We start from the raw sequence: 21077 nt of genomic DNA on the forward strand, positions 1-21077 counted from the left end.
GCCAGACTAAACAATGACCATCATAAGCGGCGATAAATATGGTAAATATGTTGCTAACAGCAAAACATAAAAATTCGCTCTAAAAGGTGAAAATTTTTGCGCACAGTGTATTAGTAATTTTGAATACTGTGCAAAAGGCAAGTGAGGAGTACAGGATATGAGTATCGATATTGGACCACCGGCCAGTGATGAACTGCGGCCGCGTATTGCCGTTATCGGTGTAGGTGGCGCTGGCGGTAATGCCGTTGCCAACATGATTAATGCAAATGTTGAAGGTGTAGATTTCATTATCGCGAACACCGATGCGCAGGCACTGAACAGTTCTGCGGCGGATCAGCGCATTCAGCTTGGCCCTGAAATTACACAGGGCCTTGGTGCTGGTTCACGCCCTGAAGTTGGCCGTGCCGCGGCTGAAGAAACCATCAGCGAAGTTGAGAAAGTCCTCGAAGGCGCGCATATGTGTTTCATTGCAGCTGGCATGGGCGGCGGAACAGGCACTGGTGCAGCCCCGGTAATAGCCAAGATCGCCAGAGATAAAGGCATATTGACGGTTGGTGTTGTTACCAAGCCATTCACCTTTGAAGGCACACGCCGGATGCGTGCGGCAGAGGCTGGCATTGATGAATTGCAGGATAATGTCGATACATTGATCGTCATCCCGAACCAGAATTTGTTCCTGATCGCTAATGCCGACACCACATTCAAAGAAGCATTCACGCTTGCTGATGAAGTGTTGCAACAGGGCGTGCGTTCAATAACCGATCTTATGGTGATGCCAGGTCTTATCAATCTGGATTTTGCTGATGTTCGTTCGGTTATGCATGAAATGGGCAAAGCCATGATGGGCACAGGCGAGGCGGGCGGTGACAATCGTGCGCTTGAAGCTGCGGAAAAGGCCATTGCCAATCCACTGTTGGATGGTGTTTCCATGCAAGGTGCGAAGGGCGTGATTATTTCCATCACTGGCGGTGAGGATATGCGCCTGATGGAAGTTGATGAAGCAGCCAATCACATTCGTGAGCTGGTTGACCCTGATGCTAATATCATTTGGGGCTCAGCCTTTAACAATGACCTTGATGGCAAGATCCGTGTTTCCGTAGTGGCGACCGGTATTGATGCGGATGGTTCTGCGCAAAGCGATAATAGCCGCGCTTTCTATTCTTTTTCTAACAAGGGCAAGGCTGGACAAAACCCGGCCGCTGTTCAGACAACGGCTGCGCCGGTCGCAGCGAAGCAGGAAGAGCCAGAGCCAGAGCCAGTCGTTGAAACTGCGGCACCCATGGAAGAGGCTGTTGTAGAAGAGACAGTACAGGATGACATCCCTGCTGAAATCAATGCGTTGATGGGTGATCAAGCGGATGGTGAAGATGACGCTGATGTTATGGATTTGTCTGAACCGCTTGATGATGCTGATGAACTGACATTGGATGAAGGTGCTGAAGACGGTGCCGATAGCGCATCAATCGCGCCAGGCAATGCGACTGATGGCGCAGCAGATGGCAAGGGCGGAGCACCGCGTATAGCCTCTGGTGGCGGTACATTGTTTGAACGCATGGCCAATTTGTCGCGCAGCGAAAATGCTGCGGCAGATGGCGATGACAGCGATGGTGATGATGAAGGCGGTGGTCTTAACATTCCACGTTTTCTAAATCGTCAAAACAACCAATAGCTATTTCTCCGGGTGATTGCGATCACTCGGAGCAGCTTTGCCGCACCATATACTCGCTGCACCCCATGCAGCTTTTATATTCGGTGTTTATTGAATAGCGTGCTAATATTAAGAGCCATTATGCGAACTGCACGTTTCACACTTCTTCAAAAGCCCCTTTTTTGGGGAGCATTGACTGCATTGCTTCTGACGCCCGGAGCAGTGCTGGCGCAACCTGATCAAAGCGCGGGTGCCAACGCGCGCTCAGCACAGGCGCCGCACGGCGCACAAAAGCTGCAAAGCGCGCTAAAACGGCTGGCCAGTAACTCAAAAGATCTTTCCGCACTTATTGATGCTGGTAATGCAGCCATGCAAATGGGTGACCCCGTGGCTTCGCTCGGCTTTTTCGCCAGGGCAGACATCATTGCGCCGCGTAACCCATTGGTAAAGGCAGGTTTGGGCTCGGCATTGCTTGGCAATGAAAACCCTTATGAAGCTTTGCTTATGTTCAATCAGGCTATTGAATTGGGCGCAAGCAGAGAGAAAATAGCGCTGGACCGCGGCCTTGCTTACGACCTTGTGGGCAAGCAGGATTTTGCTCAGGACGATTATCGCTTCCTATTATCGCGCAATGGCAATAATCCGGAAGCAATACGGCGATTTGCCCTCTCGCTGGGTATAGCAGGCAAAAAGACAGAGGCAGAATCTCTCCTGACGTCTTTGCTTTATGCGAATGACCGTGCTGCGTGGCGGATACGCGCCTTTGTGCTGGCCATTAACGAGGATATTGATGGGGCCTTGGCAATAACCCGTGGTTCCCTGCAACCGCGAACGGCCCGCGCGATTGAACCGTTTTTCCGCTACATGCCGAAGCTGACGCCAAGTCAGCAAGCCGCCGCTGCGCATTTTGGGCACTTTCCGCAAGAGGCAAATATTGGCCGCGACAATCCTCGTAACGGGGACTATGCCGCGCTCGATCCATCGCGCACTCCTGATCGTATTCTGGGCACTCGTGCCGATGCGGGGCTTATTCCTGCCGGTGAACCATTGGGTGGTAATGCCAGCGAAGCGCGTGCTGCCAAACCAAAACCAAGCCGCAAGCCGCGGCGTCGCCCCGGGCGCAAAATTAGCGATCCAGACAAAATCAACGCAATAGTGAATGCGGAAGAACCGCCAAAACCTGCTCCAGAAACTGCTGGGCCGGCTTTCGCCAGCTTGGCTGATGAGCCTGCAACGTCTTTTGACCTTGCTGATGCAGGTACGGGAGCGGATAATAGTGCTAACAGCAGTAGCGGCGCATCGGACAATTCTCAGCCTGCCATTGCTGCCACCTCACAAGATACAGTTATTGCGAAAGCAGTAACGCCACAGCCTGCGCCTGTACAAGTGGTTAGCGCATCTTCAGCTGTTGCAGCCTCGGCACCAAATCCAGCACCAGCTTCAGAATCGACTAGTGCACCACGCAAGCCAGCTTTTGCTGAACTGATGCGGTCTATTGCTGTGCCTGAAAAAGAAATCACTCCTGATGATCAGGCAGTGGACATTACGGCGATTACTCCTGCCAAGGCAAAACCGAAGCCGAAGCCGAAACCTAAAGAGCCACCAAAGCCAGAGCATCCGAGCCGTATCTGGGTTCAGGTGGCTGGTGGAGCAGATACAAATGCGTTGAAATTTGAGTGGCGACGCTTGGTCAAAAAAGCACCAGATAGTTTCAAAGACCTGACAGGGTGGACAACTCCGCTCAACAAAACAAACCGTGTCCTTGCAGGGCCTTTTGACAGCAAAAAAGCGGCGCAAGATTTCGTCAACAGATTGGCGAAAAATGATATTTCAGCCTTCACTTTTACCAGCGCAGAAGGCCAAGTGATAAACAAGCTGAATTGATATGCACATGTTGATATGCAGTTCTAGTGATTAGCTTCCTGGAATATTGAGCGTTTTCGCTGCATCTTCGACTGTTGTTAAACTTGCGGCGTCATTGCGAAATGCTGTTCGTGCGTCTCTTAAAGCATTTTGCGCCTTGCCGGTTTCTCCCAATTGTGTCCAGCTGCGCATTAACATCACCCATTTGTCGGGGTCAGCAGGGTTTTTCTCCAGTTTTGCAGCTAATCCTTCCACCATGCCGCGGATCATCTCTTCTTGTTGGCCTTGCGGCAGTGCAGCAGCGGCCTGCATTTGGTCACGGCTTGGTCCGGGAATCGCAGCGGTTGCCAAGGCCTCACCCTCGCTTGGTAGCGCACCAGCTGGCGGTGCAAATTTGGCAGAAGCGAGCCTTGTCTCTACATCAATATTGCGTTCTTTGCCGACATTGCGGATCACATTGCGGACATCTTCCGCCCATGGTGCGTCCGCCGGCGTATCGGCGAGCAGTGCAAACCAGTCATTTATCGCCTCCTGATGCTGGCCATCCATATCTTTTGCGGCTGCGCTAAAATATCGTGCGCGCGGGTCTTTGGCATCGAGCGCCAGTGCCTTGGCAAAGGCTTGCCGAGCATCTGCGGGAATGTCGCCTTCTTCACTGGCCAGAACTAGTGCTTCACCTAGCATGGAGTGATATTCAGCATTTTTGGGGTCGAGAGAGGTCGCGCGCCGCATCGCCATGGCCGCTTCCCCAAAACGGGATGTTTCGAAATAAGACCAGCCCAGCATCTGCCACCCATTGGCATCATCCGGGTCTTGCTCCAGCTTCTCTTCGAGCTGGGCAATGACCTGCGTGACAGTGGGTGCTTCTTGACCGGCAATGGCTGCTGATGGCGATGCGCTGTTAATATTGGATGATGTATCATCGGCGCGCGTTACGCTGATACCGACGGCAACCAGAGCGACCAAACCTGCTCCTGCAAGTATCCATTTTGGCAGATTGCTCTGTCCATCTGGCGTCTTTGTTTTGGCACCAGATTGCGAATCCGTTGTTTCCGTCACCCCATCCTCCATCTGTATATCTCTCTATCTTGCAGCGATTTTGGGCAAGTTCATAGTCTATTGAAACAAAATTTTGAAATTGCAGTGGCATTGATCACAATCTTTGCTAAACATTGTGCGAGGGTTCGCAAAGATTGAGACGATATACGCTGTCGTTGCGCAAAGTGTTGCGCGAGCAGTTCGCAAAGCTGCGCCAATGGGGAATATTGGCCATGTGATGCCAACAGCTTTCCGTTTAACGGAGCGCCGCGCATTTTGGGGGAAGCGAACCGGTGAGTGAAGTATTTCGCGTTGCCATTATAGGATCTGGACCTGCAGGCATGAGTGCCGCTGGCCGAGCAGCACAGCTAGGGCTGAGCCACGTCTTGCTGGAAAAGACGGACCATCTTTCCGATACGATTTACAAATATCAAAAAGGCAAGCATGTGATGGCCACTCCATCGCAACTGGTTTTGCGTTCTGATATGGATTTTGATGCCGGTAAGCGGGAGAATATTCTCGATACTTGGAACAGCCAGACCGAAGGTCATGGCGTTAATGTCAAATATATGGCCGAGGTAAAGGCGATACGTGGCACTGGTCCAGCGATAGAGGGCAGTGTCCACACCATTGTCATTCGCAAGCGTGATGGCAGCAAAGAAGAGAAACATATTCAGCGCTATGCGCCGCCTTATGAGATTAGCCTGACCAATGGTGAAACTGTGATGGCAGAAAATGTCATCATGGCCATCGGCACACAGGGCAACCCGAACCGTATGCGGTGTGAGGGTGCTGATTTACCGCATGTCGTCTATCAGCTCGATGACCCGACAGAGCATATTGATAAACATGTCGTGGTTGTCGGTACGGGTGATGCAGGAATTGAGAATGCGCGCGGTCTGGCTGAAGATGCGGCGCAGGGCAATACGGTCAGCATTCTTAACCGCAAAACTGATTTCGCGACAGCAAAGGATGCGAACGTCAAGGCCCTGCAAGCCGATAATGAAGCGGGCAAGCTGACCATCAGGCTGGAGACTGAGACCAAGGCCATTGAAGAGGGCTTTATCGTGCTCAATACCCGCGATGGTGAGGAGCGTATTCCGTGCGACATGATTATTGCGCGTATCGGTTCAGCGCCGCCGCGCATGTTTGTGGAAGAGTGCGGCATTGCCTTTACTGGACCGGACAGAACGGCCTTCCCTGAACTTTCCCCTGTATTTGAATCAACAGCGCCGGGTATTTTCGTCATTGGCGCGCTTGCTGGCTACCCGCTGATCAAGCACTGTATGAACCAAGGGCATGATGTCATTGAGTTTATCAACGGCAATACTGATCTAAAGCCTGCGGACGAACCAATTCTGGAAGCCAAGTTCGCTGATCTTCCCGGGCGTAAGAGCGTTGCCGAATGGCTGGAGTTTTTGCGCGCAAATGTGCGGATCTTAAACGGTCTTAACCCGCTGCAAATGCGGGAGTTTATGCTGGATAGCGATGCCAAATTCTATCGTGCAGGCGACGTGATCTTTGAACGTGATGCACCTGGTTCCTCGCTTTTTGCAATAGCTGATGGCGGCGTGGTTGTGGAGGTCAATCCAAGTGATCCGTCAATCACGGTTCCTATTGATAGTGGGTCGATTTTTGGCGAGGTTGGCCTGATTTCCGGGCGCAAACGCGGTGCCACTATCCGCGCGGCAAAAGACACGATTTGTGTTGAGATTTCGCGCCTTGCTGCATTGAAGCTGCAATCTCAGTCAGAAGCTGCGAAAAAGCGGATTGAGCATATTTCAACTGAGCGCCAGCTGTTGCAGATGTTCCGCGCTGGACTGACCGAAGATGATATTGCCGATGTTGTTGAGACCAGCAAGATTATGAAGGTCAATGCGGGTGAACATATTATCACTGAAGGCGATGACGGGAACGATATTTACGTTATCCGCGTTGGCTCCATGATTGTGGAAAAGGATATTGGCGGAAAGCCGGTCTTCCTCTCCTATCTTCCCGCTGGTTCTTATGTCGGTGAAATGGCGCTGATCGCTGGTGGCAAGCGTACGGCAACCGTTAAAGCGGCGATCCGTTCCGAAGTCATCAAAATCGATGGTGATGCCTTTGCCAAGGTGCTGGAGAAACATCCTGATCTTCTGGAACAGACCAAAGCGGATATGGCCTCACGGCAGGATATCAACGCGTTTATTGAAGCGAAAAAAGACAGCTTTTCCGGTCTGGTAGACATGTATTCGGAAGTTGCTGGATTCTTGGTCGATCAAGGCATTGGTGAAGCTACCGATGTGTTGCTGATCGATGAAGAATTATGCGTTGGCTGTGACAATTGTGAAAAGGCCTGTGCGGATAGCCATGAAGGTCTCTCGCGGCTCGACCGTGAGGCAGGCAAGACCTATGCGCATTTGCATGTGCCGACCAGCTGCCGCCATTGTGAGCATCCACATTGCATGGCCGATTGTCCGCCCAATGCGATTCATCGCGGGCCGGATGGCGAAGTTTATATTGATGATACCTGTATTGGCTGCGGCAATTGCCAGCGTAACTGCCCTTATGGGGTAATCCGCATGGATAAGGTGCCGCCCAAGAAACCCAGCCTTTTGTCATGGCTGTTTTTTGGTGCGGGGCCAGGGCCAGGCGAGCCAAATAAGAAATGGGCCAGCGCTAACCGGCCCGAAGGCGAAGAGGCACCGAAAAAGGCCATTAAATGCGATATGTGTGCGGGCATTAAAGGTGGCCCTGCCTGTGTGCGTGCATGTCCGACAGGTGCCGCAATACGCGTTGCTCCCGATGAATTCCTTACCGTGGCAAGATTAGGGGAGGACGCATAATGGCCAGTGTTGCTTCTCCTGAACCACGCAAAAAAGCAGGTGGGCGTCAGCGCACGCGTAACCATGAAGGCTTTTTGCGTCATAGCAATTTCCGCTGGCTGAAAATTGCGCTGATCCTCTGCATTGCCTGTCTGGTCAGCTATTTCCTGATAGACGTTGAACCGCGCCACAATGGCGGTAGCTGGTATGGCTATACATTGGGCACAATTGGCGCGCTTCTGATCCTCTGGTTGACCATGTTGGGCATGCGCAAACGCGCAATGACGCCCGGTGGATGGTCATTAAAGGCATGGACCAGCGCCCATGTTTATCTGGGGCTTAGCCTGATTGTTATTGGCACTTTGCATACCGGCTTTCAGCTTGGTTGGAATGTGCATACATTGGCATGGGCGTTGATGATGGTCGTTATCATCTCAGGCATTTATGGTATCTACGCTTATGCAACATTGCCGCAGAGTCTTTCTGCCAATCGTGACGAGATGACCGAGACGCAGATGATCGATTCTTTGCGTTCGCTTGATCGCCAACTGCATGATGCTGCGCAGCCATTGGTACCGGAACAGGCCGCTTTGGTGCAGTCATCGCTAGAGCAAGATCCGTTTGCTGGACATTTGCTACAGCGTATCGGCAATCGTTACCCCGGATGCAGCACGCGCAACGCACAAGCAGAATTGCGCCGTAGCCGCGCCTATCAACCCCGTTTAGGCGATGACCCGCTCGATAAGGTGGATAGTTTGCTGGCGAAAAAAGAGGCGACTTTAGGCCGTTTGCGCAAGCATTTACAGATCAAGTCAATGCTGCAGATATGGCTCTTCATTCATGTGCCCATGACGTTCGCGCTGCTGGCGGCGCTGTCGGCGCATATTGTCAGCGTATTTTTCTACTGGTGAGGCGGAGGAGCAGATCATGTCATTCATAGTCCGTCAGATCGCCTATAAGGCCGATGGTAGCGAAATCATCCGTGATGCTGGGTCCGGTGAAACCATAATTACTATTGGCCGTAACAGCGACAATGCCGTTCATTTGCCTGACCTTGCAGTTAATCCTGCACATGCGCAGGTTGAGCAGTCTGCTGATGGGTTGCTTTCCGTAACTGCTATCTCCGGTCAGCCTTTTTATCTGGATGGCAAGTCCGTCACATCCGGAGAAATTGATCCTGCGCGCGGTGGTGAACTGGTCTTTGGCGGGCATAATATTATCGTCAGCCGTGAGAGTGATAGCGGCGCCGCTATCCTGACTGTCCGGCGCGAGTCAGCCGTTTCAGATAGCGAAGAAGAACGCGATCTTGGCTCGATTTATACTCTGAAAGGCAAAGTCCCCGGCAAAAGGGGAAGCGCTTGGGGGTTTGTTGCTCTGGTGCTGATTGCCTGCCTTGCTTGGCCGATTTACAGCTGGGCCACTTATAAAGACCTTGCTTATGTAGAGAAAGCCAAGCGTCCAGATGGACCGCATGGTGATGGGTTCTGGTCATCTGGCAGCATGTCATTGGCGCACCAAAGCCTGAAAGATGATTGTCAGGCCTGTCATGTAGAGGCGTTTGTTTCTGTGCGGGACAATAGTTGCATGACCTGTCATGATGACAGTGCTCATGATCACGCTGCAAAACCGCGCCTTGCTACGGCTCGCGGAGAGCCGGAGGGCTTTGCTGCGTTCCAACGTGCTGTTGCTAATGCATTTAACAAACCTGAAGGGGCCTGTGTTGATTGTCACACCGAGCATGAGGGCGAGGGTGCTATGCAACCGGTAGCTCAGCAATGGTGCGCAGATTGTCATGACGGAATGGACACACGTTTGACCGATACAAAAATCTTAAATGCTTCGGATTTTGGCAAACAACACCCGCAATTCAGGCCCGCTATTTTGCAACAGGCAGTTGCGGGTGACGATGAGGCGGATGCACCGCGCCGCCGCATTTCACTCGATGATAAGCCAATAGAAAATAATGGCCTAAAATTCCCGCACGATCTGCACTTGAAAAAGGGAGGCGGTGTTGCGCAAATGGGCAGGCGTTTGTCGGCACGTTATGGTTTTGGTGAAGCATTGGCTTGTAAAGATTGTCACACCGAAGACCCTAGCGGTGTTCGCTTTGAGCCGGTGGATATGCAAGAAAATTGCGCCATGTGTCACAGCCTGTCTTTTGACAAAATCGGTGGGACATTCCGGCAATTGCCGCATGGCAAACCCGAATTGGTGAAAGCAGATTTGCGCGCCTATTTCCGTTCCACCAGTCCTAACCGGCCTATAAATCTAGGCAGCTTGCCGCGCCAGCGCCCCGGCGATGTTCCGCGTACGCGAACGGCAGCCGATTATGCTCGTGCAGTACGTTTCCGCCCTAGCCGTGCTGACCAGGCTATTCGTGCCGTATTCTCAGATGGCGGTGCCTGTTATGATTGCCATAGCGTCACCAATAATGGCGGTCTCGATTATGTCATCGCACCTGTGACGCAGACGGACCGCTATATGCATAAAGGCTGGTTTGACCATGCACCGCATGAAGAGGAAAAGTGCACCACCTGTCATAAAGCAGAAGACTCCGGCAAAGCGACCGATTTGTTGCTGCCGGGCATAGCGACATGCCGCGAATGCCATGGCGGTGAAAAAGAAACCGCAAGTGACGTGCCTTCCTCATGTGCTATGTGCCATGAATATCATGCCGATGGCGGCGCGCCTTGGTTGATCCGGCAGGAACAGAAAAAGAAGAAATCGAAGAAACCAAAAGTGGTTGCGCAAAATAGGAGATGATAATGGGCTATTATCCAAAGGCCGGCAAAGAGCGGGCTTATAAAAGCTGATGCTGATCGCGCAAATCACCGATATTCACCTTGGATTTGATCCTGACAATCCAGTCGAATTTAATCGTAAGCGACTAGACCGCGCGATTGAGGATCTTCTGGCACTGGACCCTGCTCCTGATGTGCTGTTTGCCACGGGTGACCTGATCGACCGTGGCGATCTGGAGAGTTATAGACGGTTGGATAACGCGCTTTCTGTATGCCCATTCCCTGTGTTCATGTGCATGGGAAACCACGATATGCGCGCGACATTTTGCCAGCAATTTCCCGATGTGCCCACCAATGATGGCTTTGTGCAATATGAGGTTGAGCAAGGCGGTATGCGCTTTCTGGTGCTCGATACTTTGGAAGAAGGGCGCCATGGCGGCGCTTTTTGCGAAGTCCGCGCACATTGGTTGAAAGAGCGTTTGGCGGAAAAGCAGGATGTGCCGACCATCATCATTCAGCACCACCCTCCTGTAGAAGTTGGTATATCATGGATGAACACGCACCCTGAAGAACCTTGGGTGGCGCGGCTTGGTGAGTGCTTAAAGGGTCAAAAGCAGGTTGTTGCGATACTTTGCGGCCATATCCACCGTATGATTCAAGCGCATTGGCACGGTATTCCAATAGCCATATGCCCGTCAACGGCACCGCAAGTGGCATTGAACCTAAAAGAAATTGACCCGGAAAATCCTGATGGTCGCAATATGATTATCGCTGATCCGCCTGCTTTTGCACTGCATTGGTGGAATGGCAGGGAACTTATCAGCCATTTTGATACTGCGGATGATCATGTCATGCTGGCGCGTTACGACGAAAATATGCAGCCATTGGTCAAAAGCCTTTTGGCCGAACGCCCGAATGAATAGACAATAGCTGCGTTCCACTATGCATGTTCATACTGGCTCTGATAAAGGCTGGGCTTGGACAAGCACGCAAATTGTGGTTAAAGTTCAGGCAATATCCCATGCGCTATCGTGCAGTCACATTCGGGCATATTTGGGTCGATACATTATCTTGAAAAGGGTTCTTCATGCAAAAATCACATTTTCTCCTTGGTGCAGGGCTGTTAACGCTCGCCATCGCAACGCCTGTATTGGCCAATAATATGGACGCCTTCGACGCCTTCGACGCCGGTGAAGAGGCGCAGGCCAATACTGTGACAAGTGCCGCCATCATTACCGCGCCATGGCCTGGCCCGTTTGAAGGGGTGCCGCAATGGGATAAGGTCCAGTCGGATATGTTTCCATCAGCCTTTACTGCGGCGATGAAAACACTGAAAGCAGAGTTTGAAGCCGTTGCGACAAACCCTGAAACGCCAAATTTTGCAAACACCAATCAGGCATTGGAATTGGCCGGCGAAGATATTGGCCGCGTGTTTAGTTTCTGGGGCGTGTATAACAGTAACCTGTCCTCACCTGAGGTGCGCGCATTACAGGCCGAATGGGGACCAAAACTTGCGCAGTTCTTCGGTGAATTGCAACTCGATCCGCGTATTCTGGCGCGCTATAAAGCGGTGTATGATAATCGCGAAAATCTGGGTCTTAACGCAGAGCAGCTGCGCCTTGTAGAGCGCGATTATGACGGTTTGGTGCGCAATGGTGCCTTGTTGAATGATGCTGATAAAGCCACATTGCTGGGTCTGAATACGCAGCTTTCTACGCTTTACAGCAAGTTTTCTAATAAGGTGCTGGCTGATGAGGAAACCTTCATTTTCCTCGACAGTGAAGATGATCTGGCAGGTTTGCCAACCAGCTTTGTTGCATCAATCGCCAAAGCGGCTGAGGATCAGGGCAAAACCGGTTGGGCACTGAAAAACACCCGTTCTGTCATGCAGCCATTTCTTGAAAACTCAACCCGCCGTGACCTGCGTGAGCAAGTCTATAACGCTTATATCAACCGCGGTGATAATGGTGACGAGAATGACACCAATGCGATTATTGCGGAAATTCTGAAAATCCGCACTGAGCGCGCAAAGCTGTTGGGCTTCAAAACCCATGCGCATTACCGCATGGCTGACACGATGGCGAAAGACCCGCAAAACGCCATGGACTTGATGATGAAAGTCTGGCCAGCCGCAATAGGCCGCGTGAAAGAAGAAGTCGCTGATATGCAGGCCATTGCTGATCAGGAAGGCGCAAATATCACTATCGCGCCATGGGATTATCGTTTTTATGCAGAGAAAGTGCGCAAAGCGAAATACGATCTGGATGCTGCCGAATTAAAGCCATATTTCCAGCTTGATAAGATGATTGAAGGCATGTTTGATGCCGCTGGCCGTCTTTATGATCTGGAATTTAAGGAAAATACTGGCGACATTCCTGTCTTCCACCCTGATGTGCGTACCTTTGTGGTGAGTGATAAGCGCGATGGCAGCAATGTCGGCGTTTTCTACATGGACAACTTTGCACGGGGCGGCAAACGCTCTGGCGCTTGGGCAACAACATATCGTTCGCAGCAGTCCTTGGGCGGTGAGCGCAATGTGCTGTCATCCAACAACAATAATTTTGTGCAAGGCGGCGAGGGCGAACCAACGCTGATCAGCATTGATGATGCTTCGACGCTGTTCCATGAATTTGGCCATGCGCTGCACAGCCTGTTGACAGATGTGACCTATCCGGGCTTGCGCGGTACGCCGCGTGACTTTGTAGAATATCCTAGTCAGGTGAATGAGAACTGGTTGCTGACCCCCTATATCCTGAACAATTATGCGGTGCATTACAAAACGGGTGAGCCTATTCCGCAGGAGTTGGTCGAGAAAATCAAATTGTCCGGCACCTTTAATGAAGGCTTCTCTACGGTTGAATATCTCTCCAGCGCCATTGTGGATATGATGCTGCATAACCGCGACACGCCGGTTGAAGATGTCGACGCTTTTGAACGCGAAACGCTGGCGGCCATCGGTATGCCGAGCGAGATTGTGATGCGTCACCGTCTGCCGCAATTTAATCACCTCTTCTCATCTGATGCTTATTCTGCGGGCTATTATAGCTATCTCTGGTCAGAGACGATGGATGCCGACACTTGGGCCGCTTTTGAAGAGGCGCCGGACGGCGTTTGGGATAAGCAGGTAGCCAGCAATTTCCGCAATTTCCTGCTGTCCACGGGCAACGAGACAGAACGCGCTGAGGCGTATCGCGCATTCCGTGGCCGTGACCCTGATGTAAATGCATTGCTGAAACGCCGTGGTTTCCCAACGGGTGATACAGGTTCAGCCGATTAAATTTTTGTATATTTGTACAGCGGAAAGGGCGGGCCATATTGGTCCGCCTTTTTTGTTGGCTGCTATATTGGGCTTGGGCCTAAGGGATGATAGGGTATAAACCATATGCCATAAGCACATAGGAGAGCAATATCATGACCATCACAGCCCTGCGCACACCCGATGAGCGTTTTGCCAATATTCCCGATTTTGACTATCCTGTCGGCTATGTCGATGACCTGCCGGGCTATGAAGGGCTGCGCATTGCCTATGTTGAGGCGGGCGCGAAAGATGCGGATCGCACCTTTTTGTGCCTTCATGGGGAGCCAAGTTGGTCATTTTTATACCGGCGGATGATCCCGGTATTTCTTGAAAGCGGGGCGCGGGTAATCGCGCCTGATCTGTTGGGTTTTGGCCGTTCAGATAAACCGGCAGAACAGTCCGATTACAGCTTCCATTTCCACCGTGACTATCTGCTTGCTTTAGTCGAGCGCCTTGATCTTAAAAATATAACATTGGTGGTGCAGGATTGGGGTGGATTATTGGGGCTCACTCTGCCGGTTGATGAGAAGTTCCGCGCGCGCTTCTCACGCCTTATCGTCATGAATACGGGGCTTGGGCTGGGCCGCGGTATGACCGAAGGATTCAAGGCTTGGAAGAATTATGCTCTGTCCACTCCTGATCTGCCGATAGCAGAGCTTATCGCACGCGGTACGCCGCATCTAACTCCAGAGGAAATAGCCGCTTATGATGCGCCGTTCCCAGATGCCAGCTATAAAGCCGGTGCACAGGTCTTTCCTGCTCTGGTACCTGTAGAGGCGGATATGGAAGGTGTGGATGTGTCTAAGCAAGCTGCTGCTTATTGGTCGAAAGACTTTACTGGTGACAGTTTTATGGCGATTGGTGAAGCCGACCCTGTGCTGGGTAAAGAGGCCATGTTGGGCCTGCATAAATTCATCACGGGATGCCCCGAGCCAATGATGATTGCGGATGGCGGCCATTTTGTTCAGGAATGGGGTGAACCGATTGCCCGCGCTGCTTTGAAGCATTTTGGTGATTTGTAAGATTTCAAAATCTGACAGCTAACATAGCTTAAAAAACATAGTGAAAAAGAACGACCAAAAGCGGCTCTGATGGGGCCGCTTTTGATCGTCCGTGCAATGTTCGTCGGCAAATATAAACGGCAACATACTTGATTTTTTAATCATTATAATATAAATATGATATCATAATAAATAATCAAGGAGCAATTGAATGAGTGAGCAGAGGGATACTAGTCTGATCGAGACGCAGGAAAAGCTGGCGCAAACACGTAATGGCTATGGTATGTTGGCAGTAGTGGTTTTGCTGTTTGCGATAACGATAGCGTCTTTGTTTGCAGCCAAAGCAATAGGTATTTTGGCTGTCGTTTTTGCAATCATCTTGGCGCTTGTTACGCTTTTCGGCTTCTGTGGCTTTTATCTGCTTAATCCTAACCAAGCGGCGGCTATTCAGCTTTTTGGCGAATATCAGGGTACAGATCGGGAAACTGGTCTTCGCTGGGTTCTGCCTTGGTTGACCCGTAAAAAGATTTCTGTGCGCGTTCACAATGTTACATCTGAGACAGTAAAGGTGAATGATCTGCGCGGCAATCCAGTGGAGATTGCGACCAATGTTGTGTGGCGCGTTACTGATACTGCCAAAGCGTTATTCGATGTCGAAGATTATGCAGAATTTGTTGACATCCAGATTGAAAGCGCAGTGCGCGTAATCGGTGCGCGTTACCCCTATGATGGTATTGATCAAGATGAAGTAACACTGCGCGGTGACTCCAGTCAGGTCAGCGAAGAACTGGAGAAGGAATTGCAAGAGCGCGTTTTGCGGGCAGGTGTTATTATTGACGAATGTCGTTTGACACATTTGGCTTATGCACCGGAAATCGCGCATGCCATGCTGCGTCGCCAGCAAGCAGAGGCCGTTGTTGCCGCGCGCACTCGCATTGTTGAAGGTGCTGTCGGTATGGTGGAAATGGCGCTTGAAAAACTGAATGAAAAAGAGGTTGTAGACCTGGATGATGAGCGCAAAGCCGCCATGGTTTCTAACCTACTGGTCGTGCTCTGTGGAGAGCGTGATACCCAACCGGTAGTGAACACTGGGTCGCTATACCAATAAATTGCCAGCGCATGATATGGGGTGTCTTATTGGACGCTCCTCTATCAGGAGGCAGATATGAGCCAAAAAAAACATAGCAGAGCGAAAAAGAGCTTTGCCCTGCGGGTCGAACCAGAGCTTTATGATGCTTTGGAACGCATGGCCGCAAGCGAGTTTCGCAGTGTGAATGCTCAGATCGAAGTCCTTCTGCGCGAAGCAATGACACGGCGTGGAGTGAAGCTCGGTCCGCCGCAAAAACGGCCACGTGGTCGGCCGCCGCGTTTGCCTAATGATAATCAGGAGTAAAATATGACCAGACGCTCAAGCAGGAAAGCGAGTGAAAGGCCTTTTTTATGCGTTAAAAACGGCAGATCTTTTCAGATAACTCCACAAAATTCATCAGGCTGGCGTGCGCTGCTGATATGGATAGTGATTATAGCAACGCCTATTCTTGGTCTAATACCCTTTGCTGTAATATTTGATAACAGTCCAGATGAACATCTGATCATATGGCTGAGCATTGGCAGCCTTATCATCACTCTGATTCTGACAGTCATTATGATCCGATGGATGATGGCCCGCGCTGAGATAGTCGATATCAAAGATTTGAAATAAAAAAGGATGAATACAAATGAGAAAAGCCATTGTCCTATTGCTTAGCGTTTTTCTGCTTATAGGGGGTATTATATTTATATCGAGCCCTTCATCTGCAAAGTCACAAAATAAGGACGAAGCTAAGTTAATTACAAAAGTAATCAGTATAGATGGACCAGATGGTAAGATTATCGGTGAAATGATACGCAGCAGAGCTGGTAAAGCACCACTGATTATTCTGTTACCCGGGAGTGGCCCCACTGATAAAGATGGTAATAATCCACTAGGAGTGCGCGCAGCGACTTATCGTTTGCTGGCTGAAGATCTGGCCATGCTCGGGTTTGATACTGTCCGTTATGACAAGCGTGGTGTTGCGGCAAGCGCGTCAGCAATCAAAGATGCCAATATGGTGACGATAGCCGATTATGGGGCGGACGCATTGACCTTTGCCGATGCCGTGCTTGCGTCATCCCAGCGTGAATGTGTCTGGCTTGCCGGACATAGTGAAGGCGGAATCATTGCCCTGTCTATAGTTAACAACCAAAAGGTGTGTGGCCTGATTCTTTTAGCAACGCCGGGAAGACCAATTGGGGATATTTTGCGGACGCAACTTGCAGCCAATCCCGCCAATGCTCCGATCTTGGCACAGGCGAATGCTGCGATTGATCAGCTTCAAGCTGGTCAGGCCGTTGACGAGGATATGCTGCACCCAGGGTTGCTACCTTTGTTCAGCAATACGGTTCAACCATTTTTGAGAGATTTGATGCAATATGACCCCTCAGCAATGATAGCCAGTGCTGAAAAGCCGATTCAGCTTATATATGGCGGTAAGGATATACAGACCCCTGTTGCGGAAGGTGAGCTGTTACGCAATTCTAATATGTCCGCGATATTAAAGATTTTCCCCGATATGAACCATGTTCTGAAATCAGTAAGCGGAGATAGTCGCGCTGCAAATTTACAGGTTTATAGCAATCCTGACTTGCCACTAACATCTGGTGTAAGTGAAGCTATTGCGGACTTTATTAAGCAGCAAGAGGTGCAATGATGGACAATTTGCTTGCCTGATTCAACAGGGGCTATTGCCCCACTATTTTTGGCTTATATTAAGCGCCTGATCAATTAAAATGGCAATTCGCAAACCGGCTTTGCGGACTTGGTCGCGGGCTATGGGTGCCAGATCGACAATTTCCTGATTGTCGATAATAGCGCGTTCGCCTTCAGCTAGCGGTGCAAGGCATGTTTCGCGTTCTTGTGCGGTGGGATAAACAATATCGCGCGAGATTGTAAAAGCCTCTAACTGCCAATCGGCAACACTGCCTTCAGCCATTTGGGAGCGATAAACTGCACTATATTTGCGTGCGATATTAGGTTCCTCACTAATTGCACGCTCGGCAAGCGGCCCATCCCAAAGCCAATGCAAATTCATGCGGCCTTTGACAATGCCATAGGCAGCGGCAATTCTGTTGCCACCCAAATCGTCACGGCTGCCGGAATGCAGCGGCATATGCATGTCGCCTGTAAAATGCACGAGCCACGCCAATGCTTCGAGGCGGACATGATCAGGCAAGCTCTTATCAGCCAGCAGCTTTGCATTGCGGGTTATTTGGGCACTTACACAATTGCCATTGGCGCAGGCGGTATCAGGATCCCAAGGTCGGCACACATCATGGCCCTGATAATGCCATGGCGCAGTATAGCCCCAGCGCAAGCGATCGCGGCGCACGCAATCGGCCCAAATACTGGCATGACGCAGATTTTTGAGAGCACATTTCGGCGTGCCCAACAGTTTTTCACTTGCGAACAGCTTTTTTATGATGCGCTTCGAGTTGGGAGAAATATTCGCCTGCGCGATATCTGCCGTCATCTGATGGGCATATTCCCCCCATGCCAGAGCAGGTTGGCCAATAAAAGATGAGAGGATCAGGGTGAGCGAAGCGACAATTATTTTCATATCTGCGCGTTAGAGTGTTTTTATTGCAAGTATAAGACCAGATTTTGATATTTCATGTTGCTGAAATTTGGCTTTTCATTATCACTGCTAAATGAGTGTGGGATTTAAGGAATTGATAGACTGTGGCAGATAGTGCCGAAAAGGCTTGGGAAGCAGTCCGTTCTGATGAGAGCATACAGTTCGAGCCGCCTGCACCAGAACCTCCTGTAAAACCGCCTGAAACACCGCAATGGTTGCAAGATTTGGGCGCGTGGTTCAGCGATTTGCTAGCCCCTTTGGCCGGTCCTTTAGCGGCTTTTTGGAGCGTTGCGCAATATGCTTTGCTGGGCCTGTTGGCCATTGGCGTGTTGATAATATTATATATGGTCTTTAGGCCCATATTGGATGCGCGTTTTGGTAAGAAAACAGAAATGCCCGAAGTTATGGAATGGCGCCCTGATAGTGAAGCGGCGCGTTCACTGCTGGGAGAGGCCGATCGATTGGCCGAGCAGGGCGATTATGCAGCGGCCATCCGCCTTATATTACAGCGTTCCATTGCGGATATTGCCAAGGCGAACCCACGTGCGGTCATTCCATCTAACACGGCACGAGAAATTGGCCGGTTTGAGATATTGTCCGCTTCTGCGCGCGATGTATTTGCTATGATTTCTGGTCATGTGGAACGCGGTATTTTTGCGCGCGAGCCATTGTCCCGCGATGCATGGGAAGAAGCACGCAGCGCTTATGACAAATTTGCTCTTGGGGGTGCGGGCTAATGTCTGGCACATCTGCAAACCCTTTTTCCCGCATGACCATTTTGGTGTTGGTTCTGGTCGGCAGTATGGCATTTCTTGGCCTGTTATATGGGCTGGGAACGGGGGAATTTAGCCAGAAGGACAATAATGGTAAGGGGCACGCAGTATCCAATAGTCTGGTGGGCTATACGGCGTTTTTTGACCTGATGGAAAAAACCGGCACAGACGTTTCTTTGGGCCGCTCACCTGCTGAGTTTGAGAAGACTAACTTGTTGGTCATCACACCCTCATTATATAGTGATGGCGAAGAGCTGGCAGCAATCATTGAGAAACGGAGCTATTCGGGACCGACTTTGATAATCATGCCCAAATGGTTTGCGCGTAAAGACCCTAAGCTAAAATCCGGTTGGGCTCGGCTGGTCACCGCCACACCATTTGACAATATGGAAGAGAGCTTTGGCGTTAGCAGCGAGGTTACCGAAAAGAATATTGACCCGAATGCGGCCCAAAAAGAGAATAAAAATCCTTCTGTGCTGAGCTCAAATATAAGGACTATCAGCAAAACGCCGCGGGCTTTGACGGTTTTAGAGGGTAAAGATATCCGCCCTATTGTTCGCGATAAAAAGTCCGGAAAGCCTGTTATAGGCTATTATGATGATGGCGGCTATTATCCCAGTTTGGACGGAGACACTGTTCGGGAATATAGCGACGAAGAATATGATGAAATCGATTATGAACGCTATCCGGTAGTGTTTGTCGCTGATCCTGACTTGTTTAACAATATGGGTATGGCGGATAAGACCAATGCGCTACATGCTATTGCCTTGGTTCAGGCCATAGATGATGGGTTGGATATGCCGGTCGTCTTCGATCTTACCTTTAATGGCTTGGGCAGTTCAGAGAATCTCTTAACCTTGGCATTCCAACCACCATTTCTGGCGGCGACAATTTGCTTTTTAATTGCTGCTGTCATTATTGGCTGGCAAAATTTCATCCGCTTCGCCCCGCCAATTCTGGGTGGCCGATCGATCAATTTTGGTAAGACAGCTCTTGTGCGCAACAGCGCGGCCATGCTCAAGCTCATGTCACGCCAACATTTGCTGCGTGAACCCTATCTGGCCATGGTCAAACGCAAGGCCATGCGCAGCTTGGGAATTGCACCATCATCATCCGGTGAACAGGTGACGCAGCAATTGGATAGGGCATCTAAGCCTGATAAACCGCCATTCTCTGTTCTGCAGAACAATTTGCAACGCGCCAAAAAGCCGCAGGACATTGTTAATGCAGCGGTACAGATAGATATTTGGAAAAAGGACAATTTATGACCGATAACAGCACTGAAGCCGCTGGTTCGCCAGATATAGCCGGCGTAAAAACACTGGCCGATGCTATTCGCGGCGAGATCGGAAAAGCGATTATTGGACAGGATGGCGCTATCGATCATTTGCTGATCGCGCTTTTTTCATCGGGCCATGTTTTGCTGGAAGGACCACCTGGAACGGCAAAAACATTGCTGGCACAGTGCTTTGCAGCAACATTGGTATTGGATTTCGGCAGGGTTCAATTCACACCTGATTTGATGCCGGGTGATATTCTCGGCTCCAACCTGTTTAACTTTCAGACCAGTACCTTCACTTTGACCCGTGGCCCGATTTTTTGTGATCTGCTGCTGGCCGATGAGATTAACCGGACACCGCCCAAAACACAGGCGGCGTTGCTGGAGGCGATGCAAGAGCGCAAAGTGACTATTGATGGCGAGACTTATGATCTACCCAGCAATTTTACGGTTGTTGCAACGCAAAACCCAATTGAACAGCAAGGCGTTTATCCGTTGCCAGAGGCGCAGCTTGATCGTTTCTTGTTCAAGGTTTTGGTGGATTATCCCGATGCAGATCAGGAAAATGCTATCGTCGCAGCATATGGCCAGAGCGCACGGATGAAGCGCCCAGCGGATATGGGTATCATCCCGCAAGTCGATCCTGCCAAGCTAGCGGCGGCTATAAAGGCAGTGGCTTCGGTAAAACTGGTTCCCGATGTGGTGGATTATATTGTGCGCTTGATACGCGCTACACGTGAAACCAATGACCTGGAAAGTGGAGCAAGTACGCGTGCAGCGGTCATGCTGGCCAATGCGGCCCGTGCCCGTGCTGCGTTACAAGGGCGTGATTATGGAATTCCGGATGATGTTAAGGCACTGGCAGCGTCTGTATTGCGCCATCGTATCGTCTTGTCGCCGACTGCGGAGATTGAGGGGCGCAATGCAGAAGATATTGTTGCGCAATTGATCGTCAATACGGATGCGCCGCGATAGATGG

At 50.8% G+C, this 21077-nt stretch carries 16 protein-coding genes; 14 read left to right on the plus strand and 2 right to left on the minus strand.

From position 1 onward, the window contains the following. Positions 1 to 157 precede the first annotated feature (157 nt). Complete coding sequence (gene ftsZ / locus ACR9YC_RS03835) at positions 158 to 1669, plus strand: cell division protein FtsZ (RefSeq protein ID WP_438730086.1); 1512 nt, start codon at positions 158 to 160, stop codon at positions 1667 to 1669. A 171-nt stretch (positions 1670 to 1840) separates the two neighbouring features. Then, entirely contained in the window at positions 1841 to 3532 is a 1692-nt protein-coding gene (locus ACR9YC_RS03840) for an SPOR domain-containing protein (RefSeq protein ID WP_438730089.1), read from the plus strand. A gap of 30 nt (positions 3533 to 3562) precedes the next feature. Here ACR9YC_RS03840 and ACR9YC_RS03845 read toward each other — a convergent pair whose 3' ends face one another. Beyond that, positions 3563 to 4570 carry a tetratricopeptide repeat protein gene (locus ACR9YC_RS03845; RefSeq protein WP_438730091.1) on the minus strand — a complete coding sequence of 336 codons (1008 nt, stop codon included), beginning with the start codon at positions 4568 to 4570 and terminating at the stop codon, positions 3563 to 3565. A gap of 320 nt (positions 4571 to 4890) precedes the next feature. Between ACR9YC_RS03845 and ACR9YC_RS03850 the strand changes: the two genes are divergently transcribed. The 9 genes from ACR9YC_RS03850 (at position 4891) to ACR9YC_RS03890 (ending at position 17122) form a co-directional block, all read left to right on the plus strand. Continuing rightward, positions 4891 to 7374, plus strand: a complete 2484-nt coding sequence (locus ACR9YC_RS03850) for a cyclic nucleotide-binding domain-containing protein (protein ID WP_438731587.1) — start codon at positions 4891 to 4893, stop codon at positions 7372 to 7374. Continuing rightward, positions 7374 to 8264 (plus strand): hypothetical protein, encoded by an 891-nt coding sequence (locus ACR9YC_RS03855; RefSeq protein ID WP_438730094.1) that lies wholly within the window; start codon positions 7374 to 7376, stop codon positions 8262 to 8264. Before ACR9YC_RS03850 ends, ACR9YC_RS03855 begins: the two co-directional genes overlap by 1 nt. Positions 8265 to 8280: 16 nt before the next feature. Next, the gene (locus tag ACR9YC_RS03860; RefSeq protein ID WP_438730097.1) at positions 8281 to 10116 is read left to right on the plus strand and encodes a cytochrome c3 family protein; all 1836 of its coding nucleotides are present in this window, start codon (positions 8281 to 8283) and stop codon (positions 10114 to 10116) included. Between the two features lie 49 nt (positions 10117 to 10165). After that, on the plus strand, positions 10166 to 11017 hold the full coding sequence (locus ACR9YC_RS03865) for a phosphodiesterase (protein ID WP_438730100.1): 852 nt from the start codon (positions 10166 to 10168) through the stop codon (positions 11015 to 11017). Between the two features lie 164 nt (positions 11018 to 11181). Beyond that, positions 11182 to 13371, plus strand: coding sequence for a M3 family metallopeptidase (locus ACR9YC_RS03870; RefSeq protein ID WP_438730103.1), 2190 nt, complete (start codon positions 11182 to 11184; stop codon positions 13369 to 13371). Positions 13372 to 13505: 134 nt separating this feature from the next. Beyond that, the gene (locus ACR9YC_RS03875; RefSeq protein WP_438730106.1) at positions 13506 to 14414 is read left to right on the plus strand and encodes a haloalkane dehalogenase; all 909 of its coding nucleotides are present in this window, start codon (positions 13506 to 13508) and stop codon (positions 14412 to 14414) included. 190 nt (positions 14415 to 14604) lie between these two features. Further along, positions 14605 to 15501, plus strand: a complete 897-nt coding sequence (locus tag ACR9YC_RS03880; protein ID WP_438730109.1) for an SPFH domain-containing protein — start codon at positions 14605 to 14607, stop codon at positions 15499 to 15501. Positions 15502 to 15558: 57 nt separating this feature from the next. Continuing rightward, a complete protein-coding gene (locus tag ACR9YC_RS03885) occupies positions 15559 to 15786 on the plus strand; it encodes a toxin-antitoxin system HicB family antitoxin (protein ID WP_438730112.1) in 228 nt (75 codons plus the stop codon). 487 nt (positions 15787 to 16273) lie between these two features. Then, the gene (locus ACR9YC_RS03890) at positions 16274 to 17122 is read left to right on the plus strand and encodes an alpha/beta hydrolase (protein WP_438730115.1); all 849 of its coding nucleotides are present in this window, start codon (positions 16274 to 16276) and stop codon (positions 17120 to 17122) included. Between the two features lie 42 nt (positions 17123 to 17164). Here ACR9YC_RS03890 and ACR9YC_RS03895 read toward each other — a convergent pair whose 3' ends face one another. Beyond that, on the minus strand, positions 17165 to 18028 hold the full coding sequence (locus ACR9YC_RS03895) for a S1/P1 nuclease (protein WP_438730118.1): 864 nt from the start codon (positions 18026 to 18028) through the stop codon (positions 17165 to 17167). 122 nt (positions 18029 to 18150) lie between these two features. Between ACR9YC_RS03895 and ACR9YC_RS03900 the strand changes: the two genes are divergently transcribed. The 3 genes from ACR9YC_RS03900 to ACR9YC_RS03910 are packed head-to-tail and all read left to right on the plus strand — an operon-like array spanning position 18151 to position 21073. Next, positions 18151 to 18783 (plus strand): hypothetical protein, encoded by a 633-nt coding sequence (locus tag ACR9YC_RS03900; RefSeq protein ID WP_438730121.1) that lies wholly within the window; start codon positions 18151 to 18153, stop codon positions 18781 to 18783. Beyond that, entirely contained in the window at positions 18783 to 20087 is a 1305-nt protein-coding gene (locus ACR9YC_RS03905; protein ID WP_438730124.1) for a DUF4350 domain-containing protein, read from the plus strand. Before ACR9YC_RS03900 ends, ACR9YC_RS03905 begins: the two co-directional genes overlap by 1 nt. After that, entirely contained in the window at positions 20084 to 21073 is a 990-nt protein-coding gene (locus ACR9YC_RS03910; RefSeq protein WP_438730127.1) for an AAA family ATPase, read from the plus strand. The genes ACR9YC_RS03905 and ACR9YC_RS03910 overlap by 4 nt, the downstream gene beginning before the upstream one ends. Positions 21074 to 21077 lie beyond the last annotated feature (4 nt).

The organism is Parasphingorhabdus sp. DH2-15 (genome assembly GCF_051668705.1).
Classification (GTDB): Bacteria; Pseudomonadota; Alphaproteobacteria; order Sphingomonadales; family Sphingomonadaceae; genus Alterisphingorhabdus.